20 protein-coding genes are annotated in these 23626 nt (G+C 71.8%); 10 read left to right on the top strand and 10 right to left on the bottom strand.

Going from position 1 to position 23626, the window contains the following annotated elements; all coding sequences use genetic code 11:
* The first annotated feature begins 39 nt into the window (after nucleotides 1-39).
* Entirely contained in the window at nucleotides 40-1191 is a 1152-nt protein-coding gene (locus OIE49_RS24010) for a C40 family peptidase (protein WP_326804082.1), read from the top strand.
* Here the strand turns inward: OIE49_RS24010 and OIE49_RS24005 are convergent.
* The 5 genes from OIE49_RS24005 to OIE49_RS23985 form a co-directional block, all read right to left on the bottom strand.
* A complete protein-coding gene (locus OIE49_RS24005; RefSeq protein ID WP_326804081.1) occupies nucleotides 1143-2417 on the bottom strand; it encodes a styrene monooxygenase/indole monooxygenase family protein in 1275 nt (424 codons plus the stop codon). The genes OIE49_RS24010 and OIE49_RS24005 overlap by 49 nt on opposite strands.
* A 61-nt stretch (nucleotides 2418-2478) precedes the next feature.
* The gene (locus OIE49_RS24000; RefSeq protein WP_326804080.1) at nucleotides 2479-3120 is read right to left on the bottom strand and encodes a GTP-binding protein; all 642 of its coding nucleotides are present in this window, start codon (nucleotides 3118-3120) and stop codon (nucleotides 2479-2481) included.
* The gene (locus OIE49_RS23995; protein WP_326804079.1) at nucleotides 3101-3517 is read right to left on the bottom strand and encodes a DUF742 domain-containing protein; all 417 of its coding nucleotides are present in this window, start codon (nucleotides 3515-3517) and stop codon (nucleotides 3101-3103) included. The genes OIE49_RS24000 and OIE49_RS23995 overlap by 20 nt, the downstream gene beginning before the upstream one ends.
* Nucleotides 3514-4056, bottom strand: a complete 543-nt coding sequence (locus tag OIE49_RS23990; RefSeq protein ID WP_326804078.1) for a roadblock/LC7 domain-containing protein — start codon at nucleotides 4054-4056, stop codon at nucleotides 3514-3516. Before OIE49_RS23990 ends, OIE49_RS23995 begins: the two co-directional genes overlap by 4 nt.
* Nucleotides 4053-7172 (bottom strand): nitrate- and nitrite sensing domain-containing protein, encoded by a 3120-nt coding sequence (locus OIE49_RS23985; RefSeq protein WP_442812354.1) that lies wholly within the window; start codon nucleotides 7170-7172, stop codon nucleotides 4053-4055. Before OIE49_RS23985 ends, OIE49_RS23990 begins: the two co-directional genes overlap by 4 nt.
* Before the next feature lie 417 nt (nucleotides 7173-7589).
* On the opposite strand from OIE49_RS23985, the gene OIE49_RS23980 reads away from it, so the two are divergent.
* Nucleotides 7590-8378, top strand: coding sequence for a hypothetical protein (locus OIE49_RS23980; protein ID WP_326804076.1), 789 nt, complete (start codon nucleotides 7590-7592; stop codon nucleotides 8376-8378).
* Between the two features lie 27 nt (nucleotides 8379-8405).
* On the opposite strand, the gene OIE49_RS23975 is transcribed toward OIE49_RS23980, so the two are convergent.
* Complete coding sequence (locus OIE49_RS23975) at nucleotides 8406-8897, bottom strand: MarR family winged helix-turn-helix transcriptional regulator (RefSeq protein WP_326804075.1); 492 nt, start codon at nucleotides 8895-8897, stop codon at nucleotides 8406-8408.
* A gap of 196 nt (nucleotides 8898-9093) precedes the next feature.
* Between OIE49_RS23975 and OIE49_RS23970 the strand changes: the two genes are divergently transcribed.
* Entirely contained in the window at nucleotides 9094-9918 is an 825-nt protein-coding gene (locus OIE49_RS23970; protein WP_326804074.1) for a lysozyme, read from the top strand.
* A 168-nt stretch (nucleotides 9919-10086) separates the two neighbouring features.
* Here OIE49_RS23970 and lon read toward each other — a convergent pair whose 3' ends face one another.
* Nucleotides 10087-12519: an endopeptidase La gene (gene lon / locus OIE49_RS23965; RefSeq protein WP_326804073.1), complete on the bottom strand. Its 2433-nt coding sequence runs from the start codon at nucleotides 12517-12519 to the stop codon at nucleotides 10087-10089.
* 89 nt (nucleotides 12520-12608) lie between these two features.
* Nucleotides 12609-13412, bottom strand: coding sequence for a rhomboid-like protein (locus OIE49_RS23960; protein WP_326804072.1), 804 nt, complete (start codon nucleotides 13410-13412; stop codon nucleotides 12609-12611).
* 217 nt (nucleotides 13413-13629) lie between these two features.
* Here OIE49_RS23960 and OIE49_RS23955 point away from each other — a divergent pair, with 217 nt between their 5' ends.
* The 7 genes from OIE49_RS23955 to OIE49_RS23925 all read left to right on the top strand — a co-directional run bounded on the left by OIE49_RS23955 (nucleotide 13630) and on the right by OIE49_RS23925 (nucleotide 22733).
* Nucleotides 13630-14307 carry a spermidine synthase gene (locus tag OIE49_RS23955; protein ID WP_100568109.1) on the top strand — a complete coding sequence of 226 codons (678 nt, stop codon included), beginning with the start codon at nucleotides 13630-13632 and terminating at the stop codon, nucleotides 14305-14307.
* A 122-nt stretch (nucleotides 14308-14429) separates the two neighbouring features.
* A complete protein-coding gene (locus tag OIE49_RS23950; protein WP_100568110.1) occupies nucleotides 14430-15167 on the top strand; it encodes a response regulator transcription factor in 738 nt (245 codons plus the stop codon).
* Nucleotides 15164-16270 carry a HAMP domain-containing sensor histidine kinase gene (locus OIE49_RS23945; RefSeq protein ID WP_100568111.1) on the top strand — a complete coding sequence of 369 codons (1107 nt, stop codon included), beginning with the start codon at nucleotides 15164-15166 and terminating at the stop codon, nucleotides 16268-16270. Before OIE49_RS23950 ends, OIE49_RS23945 begins: the two co-directional genes overlap by 4 nt.
* Nucleotides 16271-16552: 282 nt before the next feature.
* The gene (locus OIE49_RS23940) at nucleotides 16553-20359 is read left to right on the top strand and encodes a multifunctional oxoglutarate decarboxylase/oxoglutarate dehydrogenase thiamine pyrophosphate-binding subunit/dihydrolipoyllysine-residue succinyltransferase subunit (RefSeq protein ID WP_326804071.1); all 3807 of its coding nucleotides are present in this window, start codon (nucleotides 16553-16555) and stop codon (nucleotides 20357-20359) included.
* An 86-nt stretch (nucleotides 20360-20445) separates the two neighbouring features.
* Complete coding sequence (locus OIE49_RS23935; protein ID WP_003992906.1) at nucleotides 20446-20625, top strand: DUF6104 family protein; 180 nt, start codon at nucleotides 20446-20448, stop codon at nucleotides 20623-20625.
* Nucleotides 20626-20824: 199 nt separating this feature from the next.
* The gene (locus tag OIE49_RS23930; RefSeq protein WP_326804070.1) at nucleotides 20825-21730 is read left to right on the top strand and encodes a DUF4097 family beta strand repeat-containing protein; all 906 of its coding nucleotides are present in this window, start codon (nucleotides 20825-20827) and stop codon (nucleotides 21728-21730) included.
* A gap of 1 nt (nucleotide 21731) precedes the next feature.
* The gene (locus OIE49_RS23925) at nucleotides 21732-22733 is read left to right on the top strand and encodes a PadR family transcriptional regulator (protein ID WP_326804069.1); all 1002 of its coding nucleotides are present in this window, start codon (nucleotides 21732-21734) and stop codon (nucleotides 22731-22733) included.
* Between the two features lie 41 nt (nucleotides 22734-22774).
* On the opposite strand, the gene OIE49_RS23920 is transcribed toward OIE49_RS23925, so the two are convergent.
* Both OIE49_RS23920 and OIE49_RS23915 read right to left on the bottom strand, forming a co-directional pair.
* Entirely contained in the window at nucleotides 22775-23341 is a 567-nt protein-coding gene (locus tag OIE49_RS23920; RefSeq protein WP_326804068.1) for a Clp protease N-terminal domain-containing protein, read from the bottom strand.
* Nucleotides 23341-23550: a helix-turn-helix domain-containing protein gene (locus OIE49_RS23915; protein WP_037745578.1), complete on the bottom strand. Its 210-nt coding sequence runs from the start codon at nucleotides 23548-23550 to the stop codon at nucleotides 23341-23343. Before OIE49_RS23915 ends, OIE49_RS23920 begins: the two co-directional genes overlap by 1 nt.
* Between the last annotated feature and the right edge of the window lie 76 nt (nucleotides 23551-23626).

The raw sequence follows: 23626 nt of genomic DNA, 5'->3' as shown, positions 1-23626 counted from the left end.
CGGAGCGGAAACGCCGCCCGCAAAACGGGAGGTGATGACGTGTCAGGAAGAGTGCCGCGTCTGGTGTGTACGGCGGCGGTGGCCGCGCAGGCCGCCCTCGTACCGGTGGCCGCCGTGGCCGCGCCCGGGCCGCAGGAGCCCGGACAGCGGTCCGTCTCCGAGCTGCTGACGGATCTGCAGAAGCTGTACCGGCAGGCCGAACAGGCCACCGAGACCTACAACGCCACCGCCGAGCGGCTGAAACGGCAGCGCGTCGAGGCCGACCGCCTCGACGCCGACCTCGGCGCCGCCCGGCGGGCCCTGCGCGACAGCCGCGCGCAGGCGGCACGGCTGGCCCTCCAGCAGTACCAGGGCAGCAGCACCGAACTCTCCCCGTACCTGCGACTGCTGCTGGCACCCGACCCGCAGCAGGCACTGGCGGAGGGACAGCTGCTCGGGCAGCTGGCACGGGAGCGGGCCGAGACGGTCAGGCGGCTCACCACCAACGAGAAGAAGGCCGCCGACCTCGCCGGCAAGGCCCGCAGGACACTCGACACCCGGGTCGCGCTCGCCCAGCGGCAGCAGCAGGCCCGGGACGACGTCCAGGCACGGCTGCACGACGTGGAGAAGCTGCTGGCCTCACTCAGCACCGAACAGGTGACGGCGCTGGCCCGGACCGAGACGGACGGGGCCGCCGCGGCGCAGCGCTCGTTCCTGGCCTCCGGGGTGCTCAGAGGCCTCCGCAGGCCGTCACGGGAGGGCGACGAGGCCGTGCGCTACGCCGTGCGTCAGCTCGGCAAGCCGTACCAGTGGGGCGCCACGGGGCCGCGGGCGTACGACTGCTCGGGGCTGACCTCTCAGGCCTGGGAGCATGCCGGGACGCCCATCCCGCGCACCAGCCAGGAGCAGTGGGCGCGGCTGAAACACATCCCGCTGCACGAACTCAGGCCCGGTGACCTGGTCGTCTACTTCCCCGAGGCCACGCATGTCGCGCTCTACCTCGGCGACGGGATGGTGGTGCAGGCCCCGCGGCCCGGCAAGAAGGTGAAGGTCTCACCGGTCGCGGCCAACCCGGTGCTGGGCGCCGTACGGCCCGATCCGGGCGGGGAGCCCATGCGGCGGTACACACCGCCGGAGCTCCCCCGGGGCGCCCTGACCAAGCCTCACGCCCGTCTTTGGGCGACGGACGCCTCGGAGACCTCGGCGAGGTAGGCCTGGGCCTTGTCCGGGTCGAAGAAGAAGTTCTCCAGATCGGCCGGGGCGTCGAAGCAGTTCACGAAGCGGTCGGCGACCGGCTGGAGCCGACCGGCCGCACCGAGGAGGTTCAGGACGTGCTCCGGCGGCGGGGCCAGCATGGCGTTGGTCCACTTCGTGACGTGCTGGGCGGTGGCCCAGTAGCGGTCGAACGTCTGCCGCATCCACGTCTCGTCGAACGGCTTGTCGCCGTGCTCGAGGATGGCGGCCAGGTACGCGGCGGCGCACTTGGAGGCCGAGTTGGAGCCCTGGCCGGTGATCGGGTCGTTGGCGACGACGACGTCGGCGACGCCGAGGACCAGTCCGCCGCCGGGCAGCCGGCCGACCGGCTTGCGCACGGTCGGTGCGTAACGGCCGGCGAGCGTGCCGCCGGCGTCCGTGAGCTCGACGCCGGCGGTCCGGGCGTACTCCCAGGGCAGGAACGTCCTCATCAGGTCCAGCGTCAGGGCCAGGTGCTCGGACGGGTCCTTGATCCCCCGGAAGGCGTCGAGCGGGCCGCCGGGGACGCCCTCCCAGAACAGGATGTCGGCACGGCCGGACAGGGTGAGCGTCGGCATGATGAACATCTCGCCGACGCCGGGCACCAGGTTGCAGCGGACCGCGTCGAACTCCGGGTGCTCCGGACGCGGGCCCAGGCCGTGCACGTACGCCACCGCCAGCGCGCGCTGCGGCTCGCTGTACGGAGAGCGGGAGGCGTCCCGCTCGAACATCTTCACCAGCTCGCCCTTGCCCGCGGAGACGAGGACGAGGTCGTACGTGCGGGAGAAGTAGTCCAGGTCGCCGACCGCGGCGCCGTGGATGACGAGCCGGCCGCCGCGCTGGGCGAACGTCTCCATCCAGCTGGCCATCTTCACCCGCTGGTCGACCGACTGCGCGTACTCGTCGAGCCGGCCCACCCAGTCGATCGCCCGCTGCGAGGGGCCGGGGTCGAAGGATCCGGGGGCGGCGACGGAGACGCCGAGGCCCTCGATGTCCGGGGCCTGGGACTCCCAGAAGTTCAGCTTCAGGTCCCGCTCGTGCTGGAGGGCCGTATGGAACATGCACTGCGTCGACATGACCCTCCCGGTGCGGATCTCGTCCGCGGTCCGGTTGGACATCAGGGTGACCTCGTAGCCGTGCGACTGGAGTCCGAGGGCCAGCTGGAGACCGGACTGCCCGGCCCCCACGACGAGTATCTTCCGCATACGGGTGCTGCCTCCTACGGCTTCGGGACTGCTCGCTGGACTGCTCGGGGAGCGGGTGCGGTTACTCCTCGGGGGTCTCCTCGAGCGCGTGGGCCACCAGGGCCAGCAGGGTCTCGATGGCCGAGATCCGCCGCCTGGCGTCCATGATCAGGACAGGTATGTGTGCGGGTATCGACAGGGCGTCCCGCACGTCCTCCGGGTCGAACTGCTCGCTGCCCTCGAAGTGGTTGACGGCGACGATGTACGGCAGCCCGCAGCTCTCGAAGTAGTCCAGCGCCGGGAAGCAGTCCTTCAGACGGCGGGTGTCGGCCAGGACCACGGCGCCGATCGCGCCCCGCACCAGGTCGTCCCACATGAACCAGAACCGCTGCTGGCCCGGCGTGCCGAACACGTAGAGCACGAGGTCGTCGTCGAGCGTGATCCGGCCGTAGTCCATGGCGACCGTGGTGGTCGTCTTGTCCGGCGTGTCGGTGAGGTCGTCGGTCCCCTCGCTCGCCTCGGTCATCAGCGCCTCGGTCTGCAGGGGCGTGATCTCCGAGACGGCGGTGACCAGCGTGGTCTTGCCGACGCCGAAGCCGCCGGCCACCACGATCTTCGTGGCGACCGGGGCGCGGGTGCGGTCCGTCTGCCAGGGCTGCAGGGCCTCGTCGGGCTCGGCGAGCGGGGGGACGCCCACGGCGGCGTCAGAGACGGCGGAGTCCACTCAGCACCCTTTCCAGCAGCGCGCGGTCCGGCCGGCCCGTGCCATGACCGGTTCCGGTTCCGTACACACGGATCTTTCCCTGGTCCGCGAGGTCGCTCAGCAGCACGCGGACCACACCGAGCGGCATCTGCAGCAGCGCGGCGATCTCCGCCACCGTCCGCATCCGGCGGCACAGTTCGACGATGGCCCGCACCTCGGGCATGCCCGGGTGGGCGAGCGAGCCGCAGGTCAGCTCCTTGCGCTCCTCCGGGGCCTCGAGCGCGGCCACGAACGTCTCCACCTGGAGCACGTGGCCGAAGCGCGTACGGCCGCCGGTGAGCGAGTAGGGGCGGACGCGGGAGGCCTTGCGGTCACCGCCGCGGACCGGGAGCTGCCGTTTGGACGTACTGCCGCTCATCGGGCCGTCCCTTCGGTGCTCCCGTCGGTTTCCAGGGACTTGCGCAGCTCGCTGCGGAGTTCCGGCGTCAGGACGTGTCCGGCGCGGCCGACGAAGAGCGCCATGTGGTAGGCCACCACGCTCATGTCGCAGTCCGCGGAGCCGTGCACACCGAGCAGCGAGCCGTCGCTGATCGACATGACGAACAGGCTGCCCTCGTCCATCGCGACCATCGTGTGCTTGACCGTGCCGGAGTCCATCAGCTTGGCGGCGCCGAGCGTGAGGCTGCCGATGCCGGAGACGATGGTGGCGAGGTCGGCGGCGGAGCCGCGCGGGCCGGTGCGCTTGCCACCGGCCTGGCGGACCTTGTCGATGGGGGTCCCCCCGCGCGAGCTCGTTCGAGCGTGGGGGAGGTCGGGGTCCGAGGAGAGGAGCAGGAGGCCGTCGGAGGAGACGACGGCCACCGACTCGATGCCGGGGACCTCCTCGACGAGGTTCGTCAGCAGCCAGTGCAGGTTGCGGGCCTCACTGCTCAGTCCGAAGGTACTGGGCGCGGTCAACTGCTTGCCTCCTCGACTGTGCCCCCCGTGTTCTGATCGGCGATCTCCGCCTCCGCCTCGCGGTAGCCCTCCTGCGCTCCCCGGTGGAAGCCGCCCAGGCGGCGCCGGAGTGCCTGGGCGTCCACGGAAGCGTTGCGCTGGCGCGGGGCCGGGGCGGGGGCGGAGATCCTCGGGGTCCGCTTGGGCAGACCCTTGGCGGTGACCTCGTCCTCCGCCGCGTCGGGGGTGCGGTGGTGTTCCGCCTCGGCGTCGCCGTCGGCGGGGGCGTTCTGCTGCGGGGGCAGCGTGGTGCGGGCGGCCTCGGCACGGGCTTCACCCGCGAGCGACGCCGGGGTCTCGGGCACGCTCCCGGCCGCGGGGGTTTCCCGGCCGGGTGCGGACGGTGCCTGCGGGGCCCGCTCGTCGTCGGCGGGCGCGGGGTGCGGACGCGCCGGGTCCGGCTCGCCCGCGGGCGACGGAAGCAGAAGCTCCATCGTCGTCTCGGCCAACGGCACCGAGTCCCCACCCACGGAACCCACGGAACCCTCGGCGACCGGTCCTCCGGCGCCCGGGTCCTCGGCAGTGGGCTCTCCGGAGGTCAGTCCTCCGGTCGCCGCTCTGTCGGCGGCAGGTCCTCCGGCGGCCGGTCTCCCGGCAGCCGACTCTCCGGTGGCCGGGCCTCCGGCGGCCGGGCCCTCAGCGGCCCGCACTCCGGCGCCCGGTCCCTCGGCGGCAGATCCTACGACGCCCGGTCCCTCGGCGGCAGATCCTCCGACGGCCAGTCCCTCGGCGGCCGGGCCTCCGGTGGGCAGTTCCTCGGGGGTCGGCTTCTTCGTCGACGGGGTCTCGGTGGGACGGTCCTTGTCCGTCGCCTCTGCCTCGCGTACCGCCTTCTCGGCCAGGGCGACCAGGGGGTCGGTGCCCTCGGTTCGGGTGGGCAGGACGTTGGAGTTGGCCTCGGCCGCGGCGCCCGGCAGGGTGACCGCGGGGGTCTCGCCGGGGGCCGGGGCGGAGTCCGCGACGGCGGAGGCGGGCGCGGCCGCCAGCACGGACTTGGGGACGACCACGACAGCCGCGATGCCGCCCTGCTTCTGCTCGCGCAGCTGCACGCGCATACCGTGCCGGTGGGCGAGGCGGGCCACGACGTACAGGCCGAGGCCCAGACCCTGGTCGCCCTCCTCGTCGTAGGCGGACTTCGGGTCGAACTCGGTGAGCCGGACGTTGAGGCGGGCCAGCCGCTCCTCGGGCACGCCGATGCCCTCGTCCTGGACGGAGAGCATGACCTCGCCGTTCTCCAGGAGCCAGCCGGAGACCTCGACGGGCTGGTCGGGCGGGGAGAACGAGGTCGCGTTCTCCAGGAGTTCGGCCAGCAGGTGGGACAGGTCGTCCGCCGCGAAGCCCGCGACATGCGCGTGCGGCGGCAGGGCGGCGATGCGGACGCGCTCGTAGCGCTCGATCTCGCTGACCGCGGCGCGTACGACGTCGACCAGCGGGACCGGCCCGGCGTGCTGCTGGACGTGCTCGGAGCCGGCCAGCACCAGCAGGTTCTCGCTGTGCCGGCGCATCACCGTGGCGAAGTGGTCGAGCTTGAAGAGGGTGGACAGGCGGTCGGGGTCCTGCTCCCGGTCCTCCAGGCCCTCGATGACGGTGAGTTGCCGCTCCACCAGACCCAGCGTGCGCAGCGCGAGATTGACGAAGCTGCCGCCTATGCCGCTGCGCATCCGGTCCAGCTGAGCGGCGGAGTCGGCGAGTTCGGCGCGCAGCTCCTCACGGGCGTCGGCCATCTTCTGGCGCTGGCCGACCAGGTGCTTGCGGTCGGTCTCCAGCGTGGCGATGCGCTCGGTGAGCGTGACGGCCTGCGCGTGCAGGGTGTTGACCGAGCGGACGACCTGCGCGAACTCGTCGTTGCGGCCGGTGAACTTGACGGGTTCCTCGGTGGCCGGGTCCTGCGCGCCGGCCAACCGCGCCGAGCCCAGGCGCAGCACCGCGAGCGGCCGGGTCAGGGTCCGGGCGAGTCCGGTGGCGATGCCGATGGTGACCAGCAGCAGGGCGCCGAGCAGCGCGACGCGGATCTCCAGTGCGGTGACGTCGTCGTCGCGGAGCTGCGCCAGGTCCTTGGTGCGGTGGTCGTACAGGGAGGACTCGGCGCCGCGCATCAGGTCGACGCGGGCGCTGAGCGCGGCGTCGGCCTTGGTGACGCTGGTGGCCAGGTCGCTGCCGGAGAGCGTGGGCTGCCCGGTCAGCGCGGCGAGGTACTTGTCCGCGGTGTCGACCTCGGCGCCGCTCACGGTGGAGTCGTAGGCCGCGAGGGCCTCCTTGGGCGCGGTGTCGCGGAAGCCGGCGAGGGCGGCGTCCGAGCGCAGCCGGGCCTGCTGGGCGGCGGTGCTCAGGGCGTCGCGCTGCTTGGTGTCGGCCTCCGAGGAGGTGGCGGTCTGGGTGGGCAGGCCGGTGACGGGGTCGTAGACGGTCTGCGTGGTGTGCGGCACGTTCAGTGCCGCGAGCAGCAGTCCGCGGGCGGCGGCGGCCTGCTGGACGGCTGTGTCGAGCTGGGCGAGCGCGTGGGCGCCGGCGCCGGCCCGTGTGGGCATCCGCTCGGCCAGCTGCTCGGCGAGCTTGTGCAGCTCGGTGATGGCGGCGGAGTAGGCCTGGTGGACCTCGAGGGCGGTGCTCTTCCCGGTGAGCGCGGAGCGGCGCACGGCGGCGATGCCGTCGAGGTCCTCGCGCAGCCAGGCGGGTGTGTCGGTGTCGGCGCGCAGCTCGTCGACCTGGCGGTCCACGCGGGCGCTGCTCTGCTCGGAGGGCGCCTTGGCGCCGGGCCGGCCGGCCGCGACGTAGGAGGTGACCTCGTCGCGCTCGTCGGCCAGCGAGTGGGCGAGGCCGAGCGCGTCCTGGGTCTGCCCGGCGAGCGTCACCAGGTTCTGGGTGTCGTTCACCTGCCCGGAGGCGGCTGTCAAGGAGGGCGCGCCCGCGCCGGCCACCGCGGCCGCCACGACGGCGACGGCGGCGATCAGCCGGTTGCGTACGTGTGTGGGACGGCCCTTGCCGACGGGGGTGACGGGGGGCGTGCCGGGCGTCTGCGCCGGGGCTCCTGCCATGGCCGTCTGCTTGCCTGCGCGCCGAGGCCGCTTCTTCTGCACCGGTGCTCGCATTCCTGTACTCGTGTACTCATGGGCCCGGGTGGTGCCCCGTCAGCTGGCGCGGACGGGTGCGTACACCCTCCCCACGCTCTCGACTCCGCTCGAGCAGGGGGGACCTGCATCCGTTCCCGACCCTCCCAGTGCCGGTGGGCAGTGGTCCTGCATCGTCCGACCGGCCACCCGAAGGAGTGAACCCCGGAGGGTAGTTGGCGGGCAAGTTCCTCCGGCGTGTGCACGGGCACGGTGAGGTGGGCCGGTTGGACGTCTGCGGCGGGCTTTGGCAATATTCGCCGCCACGTCTTCCCGGAGCGATCCAATTGCACCCAAACCAGGCGGCTGACCTGCGTCGCCTCGTCGATTCCCGGACGGTTGCCACCCTTTCGCAAGGCTTGTGAAGGGCTCGTGCAGACTGGCCGGATGCGCACTGAGGTTGTTTCGGAGCCCGGCCGTCCCGACTGCCCCAACGAGGACTTCGCGAGTGTCGGACTACCCGCGTCTGGACAGGGTGGTTGCCTCGTCGTCCTGGACGGGGTGACGCCGCCGCGGACCGGGACGGGGTGTTCGCATTCGGTCTCCTGGTTCACCGCCCGGCTGGGCGGCGCGCTGACCGAACTGACGGTTTCCTGCCGAGATCTGACGCTGTCGGAGATTCTTTCGCGAGCCATCCTCCGTACCGCCGAGTCGCACGCTCCCACCTGTGACCTTTCTCACCCGCGTACGCCTCAGGCAACCGTCGTTCTGGCCCGCTGGTCGGCGGAGGCGGTCGACTACCTGGTGCTGTCCGACTCGGTGCTGCTGCTGGAGTCCCCCGACGGCTCGGTCACCCCGGTCCTGGACGACCGGCTGGCCCGGCTGCCCAGGGCGTCGCTCGCCACGGACGCGCTCATCGACGCCGTCGTGCGCAACAAGGAGGGCGGCTTCTACACCGCGGCGGCGGATCCCTCGGTGGCCGCCCGCGCCGTGACGGGCAGCGTGCCGCGCGCCGGGGTCCGCGCGCTGGCCGCGCTGACGGACGGGTCGGCGCGGTGGGTGGAGAAGTTCCAAGCGGGCGACTGGGCGCGGTGCCTCGGGCTGGTGCGTGAGGAGGGGGCGGGCTCGCTGGTGGGCCGGGTGCGGGCCCTGGAGACGGCCGACAAGGAGGAGCGGACGCATCTGCGGCGCAGCAAGACGCACGACGACGCGACGGTGGTGTTCGTGGAGCCGTGATCACGGCCAGCCGGGCGCCGCGACCGGCTACTTCTCCGTGACCTGGTTCAACTCGTGCAGCAGACGGGCCAGTTCAGCCACCTCGCGGCGGTCCCAGTGAGCGAGCTGGCTGACGTAGCGGGCGCGGCGCGCCTCGCGCACCTGGCCGACCCGGCGGCGGCCGTCGTCGGTGAGGGCCACCAGCCAGGCCCGTCCGTCGGCGGGGTCCGGTTCCCGGGCGACGAGGCCGAGTTGCTCCAGGGCGTGCAGCTGGCGTGACATGGTCGCCTTGCCGACGCCGATGTACCCGGCGAGCTCCGTGGCGCGCTGGCGGCCGCACTCCTCCAGGCGGACCAGCAGCCCGTAGGCGGCGGGCTCCAGGTGCGGATGGACCTCGCGCGCCATCTCGCCCTGGTTGGCCCGTGCGCGGCGCAGCAGCACCGTCAGTTCGCGTTCCAGGGACAGGAACTCCCGGTCCGCACCGCTCGGGGACGCGCCGGACACGGCCCCACGTCCGCCGCTGCTTGTGTCTTCGTGCACGTCAGCCCCTGCCTGAAGGTTTCCCGTTCCTGAAAGTTTCCGCCAGTCGGCGCCATCACCGCAGCTCCGTCAGTATTTCGCAGGCGTAGACCATCGGCAGACCCCGGGACCCCTTCCCAGGCTCCGGTCTACGTGCGTAGCTTCCGACATGCCCCGCATCCCCCCACCGAGCACCACCGAGCTTCGGAGGCACGTCATGTCCGTGCACAGATCCGGAACGGCCCGCGGGCGGCGGCTCACCGCCGCGGGAGCCCTGCTCGCCGCGTTCTTCCTGCTCCTCACCCTCCCGTCCGCCGCCGCCACCGCGCCCGCCCGCGGCTCCGCCCACATGGGCATGGGCGTCGTGCCGCACGACGGCCGGGGCGGCACGCCGGCCGGCGGGAACGCCGCCGTCGCCCAGACCGAGGGTGTCGACGTGGCCGGCTACCAGGGCAGCGTCGCCTGGTCCACGCTCTGGAGCAGCGGCGTCAGGTGGGCGTACGCGAAGGCCACCGAGGGGACGTACTACACGAACCCCTCCTTCGCCCAGCAGTACAACGGCTCGTACAACGTGGGCATGATCCGCGGCGCGTACCACTTCGCCACCCCGGACACCACGAGCGGCGCCGCCCAGGCCAACTACTTCGTCGACCACGGCGGCGGCTGGTCCCGCGACGGCAGGACCCTGCCGGGCACCCTCGACATCGAGTGGAACCCGTACGGGGCCGCCTGCTACGGCAAGACGGCGAGCGCGATGGTCAGTTGGATCGCCGACTTCCTGAACACCTACAAGGCCCGCACGGGCCGGGACGCCGTGATCTACACGGCCACGAGCTGGTGGACCGACTGCACCGGCAACTACGGCGGTTTCGCCGCCAACAACCCGCTATGGATAGCCCGTTACGCCTCGGACCCGGGCACCCTGCCGGCCGGCTGGGGCTTCTACACCATGTGGCAGTACACCTCGTCAGGGCCGACGGTCGGCGACCACGACAAGTTCAACGGCGCCCTGGACCGGGTCCAGGCACTGGCCAACGGCTGACACCGCTGCGGAACTCCCCGGCCGAGGGCAGGGGGTCGCCCCCGGCCGGGGCCCCGGGGCCCGCCCGGCACAAGCGCGGCGGCCCACACCGAGCGCACCCCGGGAAACACCCGGCCGGACCACCGCGGCTTGTGGCGCGGTGGTCCGGCCGGGCGCGGCTTTGCCGGGTCACGCGGCGGCCGGCATCTCCTGTGAGGCGCCGTTCGTCGCCGGGGCGAGGGCCAGGTCCAGGACCTGGCGGACGTCCGTGACGGCGTGGACGTCGAGCCGGTCCAGGACCTCCACCGGGACGTCGTCCAGGTCGGGCTCGTTGCGCTTGGGGATGACCACCGTGGTCACACCCGCGCGATGGGCGGCGAGCAGCTTCTGCTTGACGCCGCCGATGGGCAGGACACGGCCCGTCAGCGAGACCTCGCCGGTCATCGCCACGTCCGTGCGGACCAGGCGGCCGGACAGGAGCGAGGCGAGCGCGGTCGTCATGGTGATGCCCGCGCTCGGACCGTCCTTCGGCACCGCGCCCGCCGGGAAGTGGATGTGCACGCCCCGGTCCTTCAGATCGCCCACGGGCAGCTCCAGCTCGGCGCCGTGGCTGCGCAGGAAGCTCAGCGCGATCTGCGCGGACTCCTTCATCACGTCGCCCAGCTGGCCGGTCAGGGTCAGCCCGGCCGCACCCGTCTCCGGGTCCGCAAGGGACGCCTCGACGAAGAGGACGTCGCCCCCGGCCCCGGTGACCGCGAGGCCCGTCGCCACACCCGGGACGGACGTACGCCGCTCGGCCGGGTCCTGCGCGGACTCCGGAACGTGGTGCGGACGCCCGATCAGTCCCCGCAGCTCACCGTCGGTGACGGTGAACGGCAGCTCCTGCTCGCCCAGTTCGTGCTGGGCCGCGATCTTGCGCAGCAGCCGCGCGATGGACCGCTCCAGGGTCCGCACGCCCGCCTCACGCGTGTACTCGCCGGCGAGCCTGCGCAGCGCGCCCTCCTCGATCGTCACCTCGTCCTGGCGCAGACCGGCCCGCTCGAGCTGGCGCGGAAGCAGGTGGTCGCGGGCGATGACGACCTTCTCGTCCTCCGTGTAGCCGTCCAGGCGCACGATCTCCATCCGGTCGGCCAGCGCCTCCGGGATCGCCTCCAGAACGTTGGCCGTGGCCAGGAAGACGACGTCGGACAGGTCCAGCTCCACCTCCAGGTAGTGGTCCCGGAAGGTGTGGTTCTGCGCCGGGTCCAGGACCTCGAGCAGCGCCGCGGCCGGGTCGCCGCGGAAGTCGGAGCCCACCTTGTCGATCTCGTCGAGCAGGACCACCGGGTTCATCGACCCGGCCTCCTTGACGGCGCGCACGATCCGCCCGGGCAGCGCGCCCACGTACGTACGCCGGTGGCCGCGGATCTCCGCCTCGTCCCGGACGCCGCCCAGGGCGACGCGCACGAACTTGCGGCCCATGGCATGGGCGACGGACTCGCCGAGGCTGGTCTTGCCCACGCCGGGCGGCCCGACGAGCGCGAGCACGGCTCCGCCGCGCCGCCCGCCGATCACGCCGAGGCCCCGGTCGCCGCGCCGCTTGCGCACCGCCAGGTACTCGGTGATCCGCTCCTTCACGTCCTCGAGGCCCGCGTGCTCGGCGTCCAGGACCGCTCTGGCGCCCTGAATGTCGTAGGCGGAAGCGCTGTCATCGGTCCGCTCGTTCCACGGCATGCCGAGGACCGTGTCGAGCCAGGTGCGGATCCAGGAGCCCTCGGGCGAGGCGTCGGAGGACCGCTCCAGCTTGTCGACCTCCTTGAGCGCGGCCTCCCGGACCTTCTCGGGCAGGTCGGCGGCCTCGACACGGGCGCGGTAGTCGTCGGACTCCTCGCCGTCGCTCTCGCCGTTCAGTTCGCGCAGTTCCTTGCGGACGGCCTCCAGCTGGCGGCGCAGCAGGAACTCGCGCTGCTGCTTGTCGACGCCCTCCTGGACGTCCTTGGCGATGGACTCGGCCACGTCCTGCTCGGCGAGGTGGTCGCGCAGTTGCCGGGTGGCGAGCCTGAGGCGGGCCACCGGGTCGGCGGTCTCCAGCAACTCGACCTTCTGCTCGGTGGTCAGGAAGGGCGAGTAGCCGGAGTTGTCGGCGAGCGCGGAGACGTCGTCGATGGCCTGCACACGGTCGACGACCTGCCAGGCGCCGCGCTTGCGCAGCCAGGCGGTGGCGAGCGCCTTGTACTCCTTCATCAGTTCGGCGACCTGGCCGGGCGCCGGCTCGGGCACGTTCTCGTCGATCCGGGTCCCCTCGACCCACAGCGCGGCGCCGGGGCCGGTGGTCCCGGCTCCGATCCGCACCCGGCCGCGCCCGCGAATGAGCGCGCCCGGGTCGCCATCGGCCAGGCGGCCCACCTGTTCGACCGTGCCCAGTACACCGGTCCTGGCGTACGTCCCCTCGACCCTCGGCACCAGCAGCACCCTGGGCTTGCCCGGCTCGTCCCGCGCGGCGGCCTGCGCGGCCTCCACCGCGGCCCGTACCTCGGCGTCACTCAGATCCAGCGGAACCACCATCCCGGGCAGCACGACCTCGTCGTCGAGCGGCAGCACGGGCAGGGTGAGCGGTGTGAACTCGGTGGACTCAGCAGCCATGATCTCCCCTTCGGCAGTCAAGTTGAGTTATGCCGACTCAATGCATGGGGCGGATCGATTGTTCCCCGACACCTGTTCGCTCTGAGCGATCACTCCGCGGCACGTGCCCGGCGCCAGCGGCGTATCACCGGCCACGTCGCCACGCCGAGCCCCACCGCGATCAGATGGCCGCAGCTCGTCATCGGGTCGACGAAGCCCGTCAGGTCCTGGACCAGCAGGGCCACGAACACGAGGAGCAGGGGCCAGCGCAGCCAGGGCGTGAGCAGACCGGCCAGGGCGCCGAGGCTGGCCGCGACACCGAAGCTGATGCCGTAGTCGAGGCGGTGCGCCGAGCTGCCCGGCAGGCGGCCCGCGAGCACCGCGAGCCCGACGGGGACCTCGGTGGCGAGGGTGGCCAGCACGTGCCCGAACAGGAACACACCGGCGGTACGCGGTCCGCCTATCCGCCGCTCCAGCGCGGTGAGCACCAGCAGGAAGCAGAGGGAGTACGCCGACACGACGCCGCCCGCGATCCACAGCGCGCTGGCGGGCAGCACCAGCAGGGGCGCCCGCACCAGATGGGCGACGTCCGTGCTGGAGCTCTGGTGCAGGGCGTCCACCACCGCGGGATCGGCGTACCGGGCGACGAGCGAGGTGACGGCGAGCAGGGCCGTGTACCCGAAGGTGAACGGGGTGCCCGTGGGGCTGGGCAGCAGCCGCCACGGACGCAGACCGCGCAGCCCCGCGGCGGGCCGCGCCGAGCGAGCCGGCTCCCCACCCGCGTCCACCGGGGCGGCGTCGCCCGCCCGCTGCTGCGGCATCCCGTCCAGCGCCTGCGGCACCTGCGCCGGAGGCTGAGGCGACCCCGAAGGTGTCGGCGAGTCCGGGGGGCCGGCCGTCGCGGTCCGATCCACGGTGCGGCGCTCCTTCCGTCGCGCCCCACACTTCGTGTCCCCGGCGCCCCTGTCCATGACCGACGCCACCCACGCGGCGATTCTCAGCAACCTATTAAGTTCCCGGCGGCCCCCGCGACCCGGACACCCCGGCGGCGCGCGGCCCGCCGGGCGCTCGCACACGGGTGTCACCCCTAATTCATGTGGGCTTACGGGCCCGTTGGGGCAGGATGACCCCATGACCGGCTCCTACGACGCCCCTGAGGTGCTGGACCGCCGCGAGGGCCCCTACGGCGAGGTCGTGCTGCGCCGGCACGGGGCGCTGCTGCAGATCATCGCCAACGGCTGCTTCCTGATGGACACCTCCGACGGGCGCTCCGAGCGCCTCCTGGTCGACGCGGCGCTGGCCGCGCTGCCGGAGCGGCGTGCGCCGAGCGTGCTGATCGGCGGCCTCGGCGTCGGCTTCTCACTCGCGCACGCCGCGGCGGACCCGCACTGGGGACGGATCACTGTTGTCGAACGCGAACGCGCGATCATCGACTGGCACCGCGACGGCGCCCTCGCCGAGCTGACCGCGGACGCGCTGGCCGACCCGCGCACCGAGGTCGTGGAAGGCGACATGGTCGCCTACGTCAATGAGACATACGACACGTTCGACGCGCTGTGCCTGGACATCGACAACGGCCCCGACTGGACGGTCACCGAGGACAACGAGGAGCTGTACGGGCCGGCCGGACTGGCAAGCTGCTCCAGGGCGTTGAGGCCCGGCGGGGTGCTCGCGGTGTGGTCCGCGAAGCCATCTGCGGAATTTGAAGGAACCTTGCGGAATGTCGGATTCCGACAGGTGCGCACCGAAGAGGTCCCCGTTGCCCGGGGCGTTCCGGACGTCGTGCACCTCGCGGTCCGACCTGGATAGCAAAGGCGCGGCCGGTCCCCGTACGCTGCTCCCCTGGCGCCGATCATTCAAGCGTCAATCGCAACTACGCGCAGTCAAGGGATCACCCCACGGATTCCGGAAAGCACACTCAGGGGCGGGCGATGGAGCAGACACACACCGCGCACAACGGCACGACGGCCACCCCGGGCGCTCAGCGCCGGGTCCTGGTGGTCGAGGACGACCAGACCATCATGGATGCCATCGCCACCCGCCTGCGCGCCGAGGGATTCCTCGTGCAGACCGCGGGCGACGGCCCGGCAGCCGTCGACACCGCCGAGGCCTGGCAGCCGGACCTGCTGATCCTCGACATCATGCTGCCCGGCTTCGACGGCCTGGAGGTCTGCCGCCGCGTGCAGGCCCAGCGCCCGGTGCCGGTGATGATGCTCACCGCGCGGGACGACGAGACCGACATGCTGGTCGGCCTCGGGGTCGGCGCCGACGACTACATGACCAAGCCGTTCTCGATGCGGGAGCTGGCCGCACGCGTGCATGTGCTGCTGCGCCGCATGGAGCGGGCCGCGCTGGCCGCGGCGACCCCGCGCAGCGGCATACTGCGCCTGGGCGAGCTGGAGATCGACCACGCCCAGCGCCGGGTGCGCGTGCGCGGCGAGGACGTCCACCTCACGCCCACCGAGTTCGACCTGCTGGTGTGCCTGGCGAACACCCCGCGCGCGGTGCTCTCGCGCGAGCAGCTCCTTGCGGAGGTGTGGGACTGGGCGGACGCCTCCGGCACCCGGACCGTGGACAGCCACATCAAGGCGCTGCGCCGGAAGATCGGCGCGGAGCGGATCCGCACGGTGCACGGCGTGGGCTACGCCCTGGAGACACCGACGCCATGAGGGACGGGCCGGCCGCACGGAGGAACCAGGGCGAGCCCTGGGGTGGCGTACGCCCGTTCTCGATCAAGACCAAGCTGGGCGCACTGGTCGTCATATCGGTGCTGATCACCACGGGTCTGCTGCTGATCGCCGTGCGCACGGCGACGGAGCTGCGGTTCATCACGGTCTTCTCGATGATCGCCACCCTGCTCATCACGCAGTTCGTGGCGCACTCGCTCACCGCGCCGCTGGACGAGATGAACACGGTGGCCCGCTCCATCTCGCACGGCGACTACACGCGCCGGGTGCGCGAGAACCGCCGGGACGAGCTGGGCGACCTGGCCCAGACGATCAACCGCATGGCCGACGACCTGGAGGCCGAGGACCGCCAGCGCAAGGAGCTGGTGGCGAACGTCTCGCACGAGCTGCGCACGCCCATCGCGGGCCTGCGCGCGGTGCTGGAGAACATCGTCGACGGGGTCACGGAGGCCGACCCCGAGACCATGCGCACGGCGCTGAAGCAGACCGAGCGGCTGGGCCGGCTGGTGGAGACGCTCCTTGACCTGTCCCGGCTGGACAACGGCGTGGTGCCGCTCAAGCTGCGCCGCTTCGAGGTGTGGCCCTACCTGGCGGGCGTGCTGAAGGAGGCCAACATGGTCGCCTCGGCCCGCGCGGGCATCGCCTCCGGCTCCGGCAGCCACACCCGTACGGACGTCCATCTGCACCTGGACGTCTTCCCGTCCGACCTGACCGCGCACGCCGACCCCGAGCGCATCCACCAGGTGGTCGCCAACCTGATCGACAACGCGGTCAAGCACAGCCCGCCGCACGGGCGCGTGACGGTGAAGGCGCGGCGCGGTGCGCGGCCGCACTCGCTGGAGCTCGAGGTCCTGGACGAGGGGCCCGGCATCCCGCGTTCGGAGTGGCACCGCGTCTTCGAGCGTTTCGACCGGGGCGCGGTGCACCGGCCGCACGGTCCGGGCAGCGACGGCGGCACCGGACTCGGTCTGGCGATCGCCCGCTGGGCGGTGGACCTGCACGGCGGCCGGATCGGTGTGGCCGAATCCGAGCGGGGCTGCCGGATCCTTGTCACTCTTCCGGGTCTGCCGTCTTTGCCAAGTTGACGTAAAGTTCGATCGCGAACCCCAAGATCCACGAGCATCCCCGCAGGCGGACACGTGTGATCAGGCAGGGGCCTGCATCCCACAGGGGTCAGGCCCGGGTCCGCCCTTCCCTGGCGCAGCGGAACTACGCTTGTTTCCCGCCATTTCAAGTCCCGAAACCCAGGTTTTGATGTGACTTACATGACGAAGGAGTGGCCCGACCTGACCTTCCCCCTCTCGGGGGCGTAGCCTTTATTCCCGCTGTCCATCATTCTTGTGAAGCGGAAGAGGGCGGTTGCCGCCGTGTCGCCACAGTCCCCCAGTAACTCGAGCATCTCGACCGACACCGACCAAGCCGGGAAGACCTCCGCGGCCGCGTTCGGTGCCAATGAGTGGCTCGTCGACGAGATCTATCAGCAGTACCTCCAGGACCCGAACTCCGTAGACCGCGCCTGGTGGGACTTCTTCGCCGACTACAAGCCGGGGGCCGCAGCCCCGCAGGCTCCGGCGGGTACCGCGGCCGCGGGGGCCGCGGAGACCACCACCCCGGCTCAGGCGGCGCCCGCCGCCGCGCCGGCCGCCCCTGCCAGGCCCGCTCCCCAGTCCGCCGCGCCGGCCGCTCCCGTGCAGCCTCCGGCCGCCCCCCGGCCCGCGGCCGCCGCTCCGGCGCCCGCGAAGCCCGTGACTCAGGCCCCGGCGCCGGAGAAGCCCGCCGTCGAGGCTCCCGCCGGTCCGGAGCTCGTCACGCTGCGCGGCCCCTCCGCCGCGGTCGCGAAGAACATGAGCGCCTCGCTGGAGCTGCCCACGGCCACGTCCGTGCGCGCCGTCCCGGTGAAGCTGCTGTTCGACAACCGCATCGTCATCAACAACCACCTCAAGCGGGCTCGCGGCGGGAAGATCTCCTTCACGCACATCATCGGCTACGCGATGGTCCAGGCCATCAAGCAGATGCCGTCGATGAACTGGTCCTTCGCGCAGAAGGACGGCAAGCCCACGCTGGTCAAGCCGGACCACGTCAACCTCGGCCTGGCCATCGACCTGGTGAAGCCCAACGGCGACCGCCAGCTCGTCGTGGCCGCCATCAAGAAGGCCGAGACGCTGAACTTCTTCGAGTTCTGGCAGGCCTACGAGGACATCGTCCGTCGTGCCCGCGACAACAAGCTGACGATGGACGACTTCACCGGCGTCACCGTCTCCCTCACCAACCCCGGCGGTCTCGGCACGGTCCACTCCGTGCCGCGGCTGATGCCCGGCCAGTCGGTGATCATGGGCGTCGGCTCCATGGACTACCCGGCGGAGTTCCAGGGCACCTCCCAGGACACCCTGAACAAGCTCGGCATCTCCAAGGTCATGACGCTCACGTCGACCTACGACCACCGGGTCATCCAGGGCGCCGCCTCCGGCGAGTTCCTGCGCGCCGTCGCCAACCTGCTGCTCGGCGAGCACGACTTCTACGACGACATCTTCAAGTCGCTGCGCATCCCTTACGAGCCGGTCCGCTGGCTCAAGGACATCGACGCCTCGCACGACGACGACGTCACGAAGGCCGCCCGCGTCTTCGAGCTGATCCACTCCTACCGGGTCCGCGGCCACGTCATGGCCGACACCGACCCGCTGGAGTACCAGCAGCGCAAGCACCCCGACCTGGACATCACCGAGCACGGGCTCACCCTGTGGGACCTGGAGCGCGACTTCGCGGTCGGCGGCTTCGCCGGCAAGACGCTGATGAAGCTGCGCGACATCCTCGGCGTGCTGCGCGACTCGTACTGCCGCACGGTCGGCATCGAGTTCATGCACATCCAGGACCCCAGGCAGCGCAGGTGGATCCAGGACCGCGTGGAGCGCCCGCACTCCAAGCCGGAGCGCGAGGAGCAGCTGCGCATCCTGCGCCGGCTGAACGCGGCCGAGGCCTTCGAGACCTTCCTGCAGACGAAGTACGTCGGCCAGAAGCGGTTCTCCCTGGAGGGCGGCGAGTCCGTCATCCCGCTGCTCGACGCGGTCATCGACTCGGCGGCGGAGTCCCGCCTGGACGAGGTCGTCATCGGCATGGCCCACCGCGGCCGCCTCAACGTCCTGGCCAACATCGTCGGCAAGTCGTACGCGCAGATCTTCCGCGAGTTCGAGGGCAACCTCGACCCGAAGTCGATGCACGGCTCCGGCGACGTGAAGTACCACCTGGGCGCCGAGGGCACGTTCACCGGCCTGGACGGCGAGCAGATCAACGTCTCGCTGGTGGCCAACCCCTCCCACCTGGAGGCGGTGGACCCGGTCCTGGAGGGCGTCTCCCGCGCCAAGCAGGACATCATCAACAAGGGCGGCACGGACTTCACGGTCCTGCCGGTGGCCATCCACGGCGACGCGGCCTTCGCGGGCCAGGGCGTGGTGGCCGAGACCCTGAACATGTCGCAGCTGCGCGGCTACCGCACCGGCGGCACGGTCCACATCGTCATCAACAACCAGGTCGGCTTCACGGCCGCCCCGGAGTCCTCGCGTTCCTCCATGTACGCGACGGACGTGGCGAGGATGATCGAGGCCCCGATCTTCCACGTGAACGGCGACGACCCGGAGGCCGTGGTCCGCGTGGCGCGGCTCGCCTTCGAGTTCCGCCAGGCGTTCAACAAGGACGTGGTGATCGACCTCATCTGCTACCGCCGCCGCGGTCACAACGAGTCGGACAACCCGGCCTTCACCCAGCCGCTGATGTACGACCTGATCGACAAGAAGCGCTCGGTGCGCAAGCTCTACACCGAGTCGCTGATCGGCCGGGGCGACATCACCCTGGAAGAGGCCGAGCAGGCACTGCAGGACTACCAGGGTCAGCTGGAGAAGGTCTTCACCGAGGTCCGCGAGGCCACCGCCCAGCCGGCCTCCGGTGACGTCCAGGCGCCGCAGGACGGCTTCCCGGTCGCGGTCTCCACGGCCGTCTCCGCCGAGGTCGTCAAGCGCATCGCCGAGTCCCAGGTCAACATCCCCGACCACATCACCGTCCACCCGCGGCTGCTGCCGCAGCTCCAGCGCCGGGCGGCGATGGTCGAGGACGGCACGATCGACTGGGGCATGGGCGAGACCCTCGCCATCGGCTCGCTGCTCCTTGAGGGCGTCCCGGTCCGGCTGTCCGGCCAGGACTCCCGCCGCGGCACCTTCGGCCAGCGGCACGCGGTGATCATCGACCGTGAGACGGGCGAGGACTTCACCCCGCTGCTGTACCTGTCCGAGGACCAGGCCCGGTACAACGTCTACGACTCGCTGCTGTCCGAGTACGCGGCGATGGGCTTCGAGTACGGCTACTCGCTGGCCCGCCCGGACGCGCTGGTGATGTGGGAAGCCCAGTTCGGCGACTTCACCAACGGCGCCCAGACGGTGGTGGACGAGTTCATCTCCTCCGCCGAGCAGAAGTGGGGCCAGACCTCCGGCGTCACCCTGCTCCTGCCGCACGGCTACGAGGGCCAGGGCCCGGACCACTCCTCCGCCCGCCCGGAGCGGTTCCTCCAGCTCTGCGCGCAGAACAACATGACGGTCGCGATGCCGACCCTGCCGTCGAGCTACTTCCACCTCCTGCGGTGGCAGGTGCACAACCCGCACCACAAGCCGCTGGTCGTCTTCACCCCGAAGTCGATGCTGCGCCTGAAGGCCGCGGCCTCGAAGGCGGAGGAGTTCACCGCGGGCCAGTTCCGTCCGGTCATCGGCGACGCGTCGGTGGACCCGGCGGCGGTCAAGAAGGTCGTCTTCACGGCGGGCAAGGTCTACTACGACCTGGACGCCGAGCGGAAGAAGCGCGGCGTGACCGACGCTGCAGCTGCCGAGACGGCGATTATCCGCCTCGAGCGGCTCTACCCGCTGCCGGGTGCCGAGCTCCAGGCCGAGATCGCCAAGTACCCGAACGCGGAGAAGTACCTCTGGGCCCAGGAGGAGCCGGCGAACCAGGGCGCGTGGCCGTTCATCGCCCTGAACCTCATCGACCACCTGGACCTGGCGGTCGGCGCGGACATCCCGGCCGGCGAGCGCCTGCGCCGCATCTCCCGTCCGCACGGCTCCTCCCCGGCCGTCGGTTCCGCGAAGCGGCACCAGGCGGAGCAGGAGCAGTTGGTGCGCGAGGTGTTCGAGGCGTAACCGCTTCCTCGGTTCGCACCTGACCGGGCCGCACCCCTGAAACGGGGGTGCGGCCCGGTCGTTTCGGCGCGCCTATCCTTGACTCCATGTACTTCACAGACCGTGGCATCGAAGAGCTGGAGAAGCGGCGGGGCGAGGAGGAGGTCACCTTCGAGTGGCTGGCCGAGCAGCTGCGGACCTTCGTCGACCTCAATCCGGACTTCGAGGTACCGGTGGAGCGGCTGGCGACCTGGCTGGCCCGGCTGGACGACGAGGACGACGAGTAGGACCGGCCGTCTGCTCGGCGCGGGGCGCCCCCTTGGGGGCGCCCTGTCTGTTTTCTGGAGTCTGCCCCGGTCCGCCTTTTCCGGCGGCACGCGCTCGCCTCACCCGTACGAGTGTCTTGACTTCCCCGGGACGCGATATATCGTGGATTGCAGACGACGCGATATGGCGTGTCGCGTCCGGCCCGGGGAGGTCTGCACCATGTCCGAGTGGTCCGTCGGTGAGCCCAGGAAGCTCACCTTCGACGAGCCTGTGACCGCGCTCAACGTCCGCATCGTGCACGGAGCGGTGAACGTCGTGGGGGTGGACGAGGGTCCGGCCCGCCTGGAGGTCTCGGAGATCGAGGGGCCGCCCCTGGTGGTCACCCAGCAGGGCGGGACGCTGACGGTGGCGTACGAGGACCTGCCCTGGAAGGGCTTCCTCAAGTGGCTGGACCGCAAGGGCTGGCGGCGCAGCGCCGTGGTCTCCGTGGCCGTCCCGGCGACCACGCGGGTGGAGCTCGGAGTGGTCGGTGCCGGCGCGGTGGTCTCGGGGATAGGCGGACGCGCGGAGGTCAAGGGCGTCTCCGGGGACACCACTTTGGTGCGCCTGACGGGTCCGGTGCGCGCGGACACCGTGTCGGGGAGCGTGGAGGCGCAGGCCCTCTCCGGTGACCTGCGGTTCAACTCGGTCTCCGGCGATCTGACGGTGGTCGACGGCGCCGGTCCCTCGGTGCGGGCGGACTCGGTGAGCGGGTCGATGATCGTCGACCTCGACCCGGCGGGCGGCCCCACCGACGTGAGCCTGACCAATGTCTCCGGCGAGATCGCCATCCGGCTGCCCCACCCGGCGGACGCGCAGGTGGACGCGAACACCGCGAGCGGGGCGGTGTCCAACGCCTTCGAGGACCTCAAGGTCGGCGGCCAGTGGGGGGCCAAGCGGATCACCGGCCGTCTCGGCGCGGGCAACGGACGGCTGAAGGCAACCACCGTCTCCGGCTCCATCGCGCTGCTGCGGCGCCCGCCCGCGGAGGACGGACCGTGGGAGGCGGAGCCGCGGGACGCCCTCCCGGCCGAGGACTCCAGCGGCGGCAGCGCCCATGGCACGACCGACAAGAAGGTGCTCTGACATGCCTCCCGTCTTCGCCCATGGCCGACTCCGTCTGTACCTGCTCAAGCTGCTCGACGAGGCCCCGCGCCACGGGTACGAGGTGATCCGGCTGCTGGAGGAGCGCTTCCAGGGCCTGTACGCCCCCTCGGCGGGCACGGTGTACCCGCGGCTGGCCAAGCTGGAGGCGGAGGGCCTGGTCACGCACACCACCGAGGGCGGCCGCAAGGTGTACGCGATCACGGACGCGGGCCGCGCCGAGCTGGCCGACCGCAGTGGCGAACTGGCCGACCTGGAGCTGGAGATCCGCGAGTCCGTCGCCGAACTCGCCGCGGAGATCCGGGCCGATGTGCGCGGCGCCGCCGGAGATCTGCGGCGCGAGATGCGCGCGGCCGCCTCCCAGGCCCGTGAGGGCTCGGGAAAGCACGGGGAGCCCGGGGAGCACGGCAAGGCCGACGACAAGGAGGCCTGGCAGGCCGCCAAGGAGGAGATGCGGCGCGTCAAGCAGGAGTGGAAGGAGCAGGCACGGCGCGCGAAGGAGGAGAGCCGCAGGGCACGCGACGAGGCCCAGCGGGCCAAGCGGCAGGCCAAGGACGCGCAGGAGCGGGCGCGGGCCCAGGCACAGGAGGAGTTGCAGCGCATCGCCAAGCGGGTCCAGGACCAGGTGCAGGACCACTTCGACCGGGGTGACTGGCCCACGGGGGTTCGCGAGGGTCTGACCGAACTGGCCAAGGAATTCGGCGACTTCGGCAAGGACTACGCCTTCGGCCGCACCGCGGCCCGCCCCGAGTACTCCACGACCCCGGAGGACTTCCCGGCCCGCTACGAACCGGCCTGGGCGCACGAGGACCTCACCGGCGACCACGCCCGCGACCTGGACCGCCTCCTGGACCGCTTCCGCGACGACATCCGCGACACGGCCCGGGACAACGGCATCACCGCCGACCAACTCCTCGAGGCCCGTGGCCATCTGTCCGCGGCGGCGGCCCACATCGCCTCGCTCCTGCAGCGCCCGAAGGTCTGACGGCCGCCCGCCGGTGCACTCGGGCGGCCATCCCCTTCAGCTCAACCGGCCGCCCGCGCCTGTCCCCCGCCGTACAGCACGCGGGCCACCGACTCGTAGGTCACACCGTGGTCGGCGAGGGCCTCGGCGGGCACACCCGGACGGACGGTCAGGGCGAGGAGGATGTGTTCGTCGCCGAGGTGCCGGTCGCGGTGTGCCGCCGCCGTGCGCAGGGCCTTTTCGAGCGTGTCCTTGGCGCTCCGGCTGAAGGCGCGGCGGCCCGGCCAGGAGCCCTTGCCCCGCCGGTCGCCGGACATCGCCCCGACGCCGTGCGTCTCCTCCACCCGGGAGACGATCTCCGAGACGTCGATGCCCAGGCCCGCGAGGGCGTCGGCCTCCGCCCGGGACAGGCCGGCGCGCCGCCGTGCGTCGTGCAGCGCCTGCCGCACGGGCTCCCCGTGCTCGTCGAGCCCCAGCGCCGCCAGCGCGAAGGACCCGCGGCTGCCCTCGCGGTCGAGCAGGGCGAGCAGAAGGTGCTCGGCGTCCACGGTCTGCGCTCCCGCGTCGTCGGCGTACTCCACCGCCCCCCGCACCACGGCCCGGGCGTCCTTCGTGAACCGTTCGAACATCACTGCCTCCCGTACTTCTTGTGCACGGCCTGCCTGCTGACGCCGAGTTCGGCGGCGATCTCCTGCCACGACCAGCCCTGGTTGCGCGCACCGCGCACCTGTACCGCCTCGAGCTGCTCCAGCAGCCGGCGCAGCGCGGCGACGGCCCGCAGCCCGACCCGGGGATCGCGGTCGCCCGCGCGCTCGGCGAGATCCGTTGCTTCGGTCATGACGTCAACCTACATTGACACTCCGGGGTGCGTCAACCGTAGTTGACACACCCGGGCCCGGCGCTCGGAGAACAGG

This window comes from Streptomyces sp. NBC_01788 (genome assembly GCF_035917575.1).
GTDB lineage: Bacteria > Actinomycetota > Actinomycetes > Streptomycetales > Streptomycetaceae > Streptomyces.
Note: the sequence above shows the minus strand (reverse complement) of the source record. Positions and strands in the feature narration are given on the sequence as shown.

Excerpts from the sequence above, each read along its gene's own strand:
- OIE49_RS23945 (WP_100568111.1), top strand. The coding sequence starts at position 15,164 with ATGAGGGACGGGCCGGCCGCACGGAGGAACCAGGGCGAGCCCTGGGGT.
- OIE49_RS23925 (WP_326804069.1), top strand. The coding sequence starts at position 21,732 with ATGCCTCCCGTCTTCGCCCATGGCCGACTCCGTCTGTACCTGCTCAAG.
- OIE49_RS23930 (WP_326804070.1), top strand. The coding sequence starts at position 20,825 with ATGTCCGAGTGGTCCGTCGGTGAGCCCAGGAAGCTCACCTTCGACGAG.
- OIE49_RS23920 (WP_326804068.1), bottom strand. The coding sequence starts at position 23,341 with ATGTTCGAACGGTTCACGAAGGACGCCCGGGCCGTGGTGCGGGGGGCG.
- OIE49_RS23995 (WP_326804079.1), bottom strand. The coding sequence starts at position 3,517 with ATGAGCGGCAGTACGTCCAAACGGCAGCTCCCGGTCCGCGGCGGTGAC.
- OIE49_RS24005 (WP_326804081.1), bottom strand. The coding sequence starts at position 2,417 with ATGCGGAAGATACTCGTCGTGGGGGCCGGGCAGTCCGGTCTCCAGCTG.
- OIE49_RS23935 (WP_003992906.1), top strand. The coding sequence starts at position 20,446 with ATGTACTTCACAGACCGTGGCATCGAAGAGCTGGAGAAGCGGCGGGGC.
- OIE49_RS23955 (WP_100568109.1), top strand. The coding sequence starts at position 13,630 with ATGACCGGCTCCTACGACGCCCCTGAGGTGCTGGACCGCCGCGAGGGC.
- OIE49_RS23950 (WP_100568110.1), top strand. The coding sequence starts at position 14,430 with ATGGAGCAGACACACACCGCGCACAACGGCACGACGGCCACCCCGGGC.
- lon (WP_326804073.1), bottom strand. The coding sequence starts at position 12,519 with ATGGCTGCTGAGTCCACCGAGTTCACACCGCTCACCCTGCCCGTGCTG.
- OIE49_RS23915 (WP_037745578.1), bottom strand. The coding sequence starts at position 23,550 with ATGACCGAAGCAACGGATCTCGCCGAGCGCGCGGGCGACCGCGATCCC.
- OIE49_RS23980 (WP_326804076.1), top strand. The coding sequence starts at position 7,590 with ATGCGCACTGAGGTTGTTTCGGAGCCCGGCCGTCCCGACTGCCCCAAC.
- OIE49_RS23970 (WP_326804074.1), top strand. The coding sequence starts at position 9,094 with ATGTCCGTGCACAGATCCGGAACGGCCCGCGGGCGGCGGCTCACCGCC.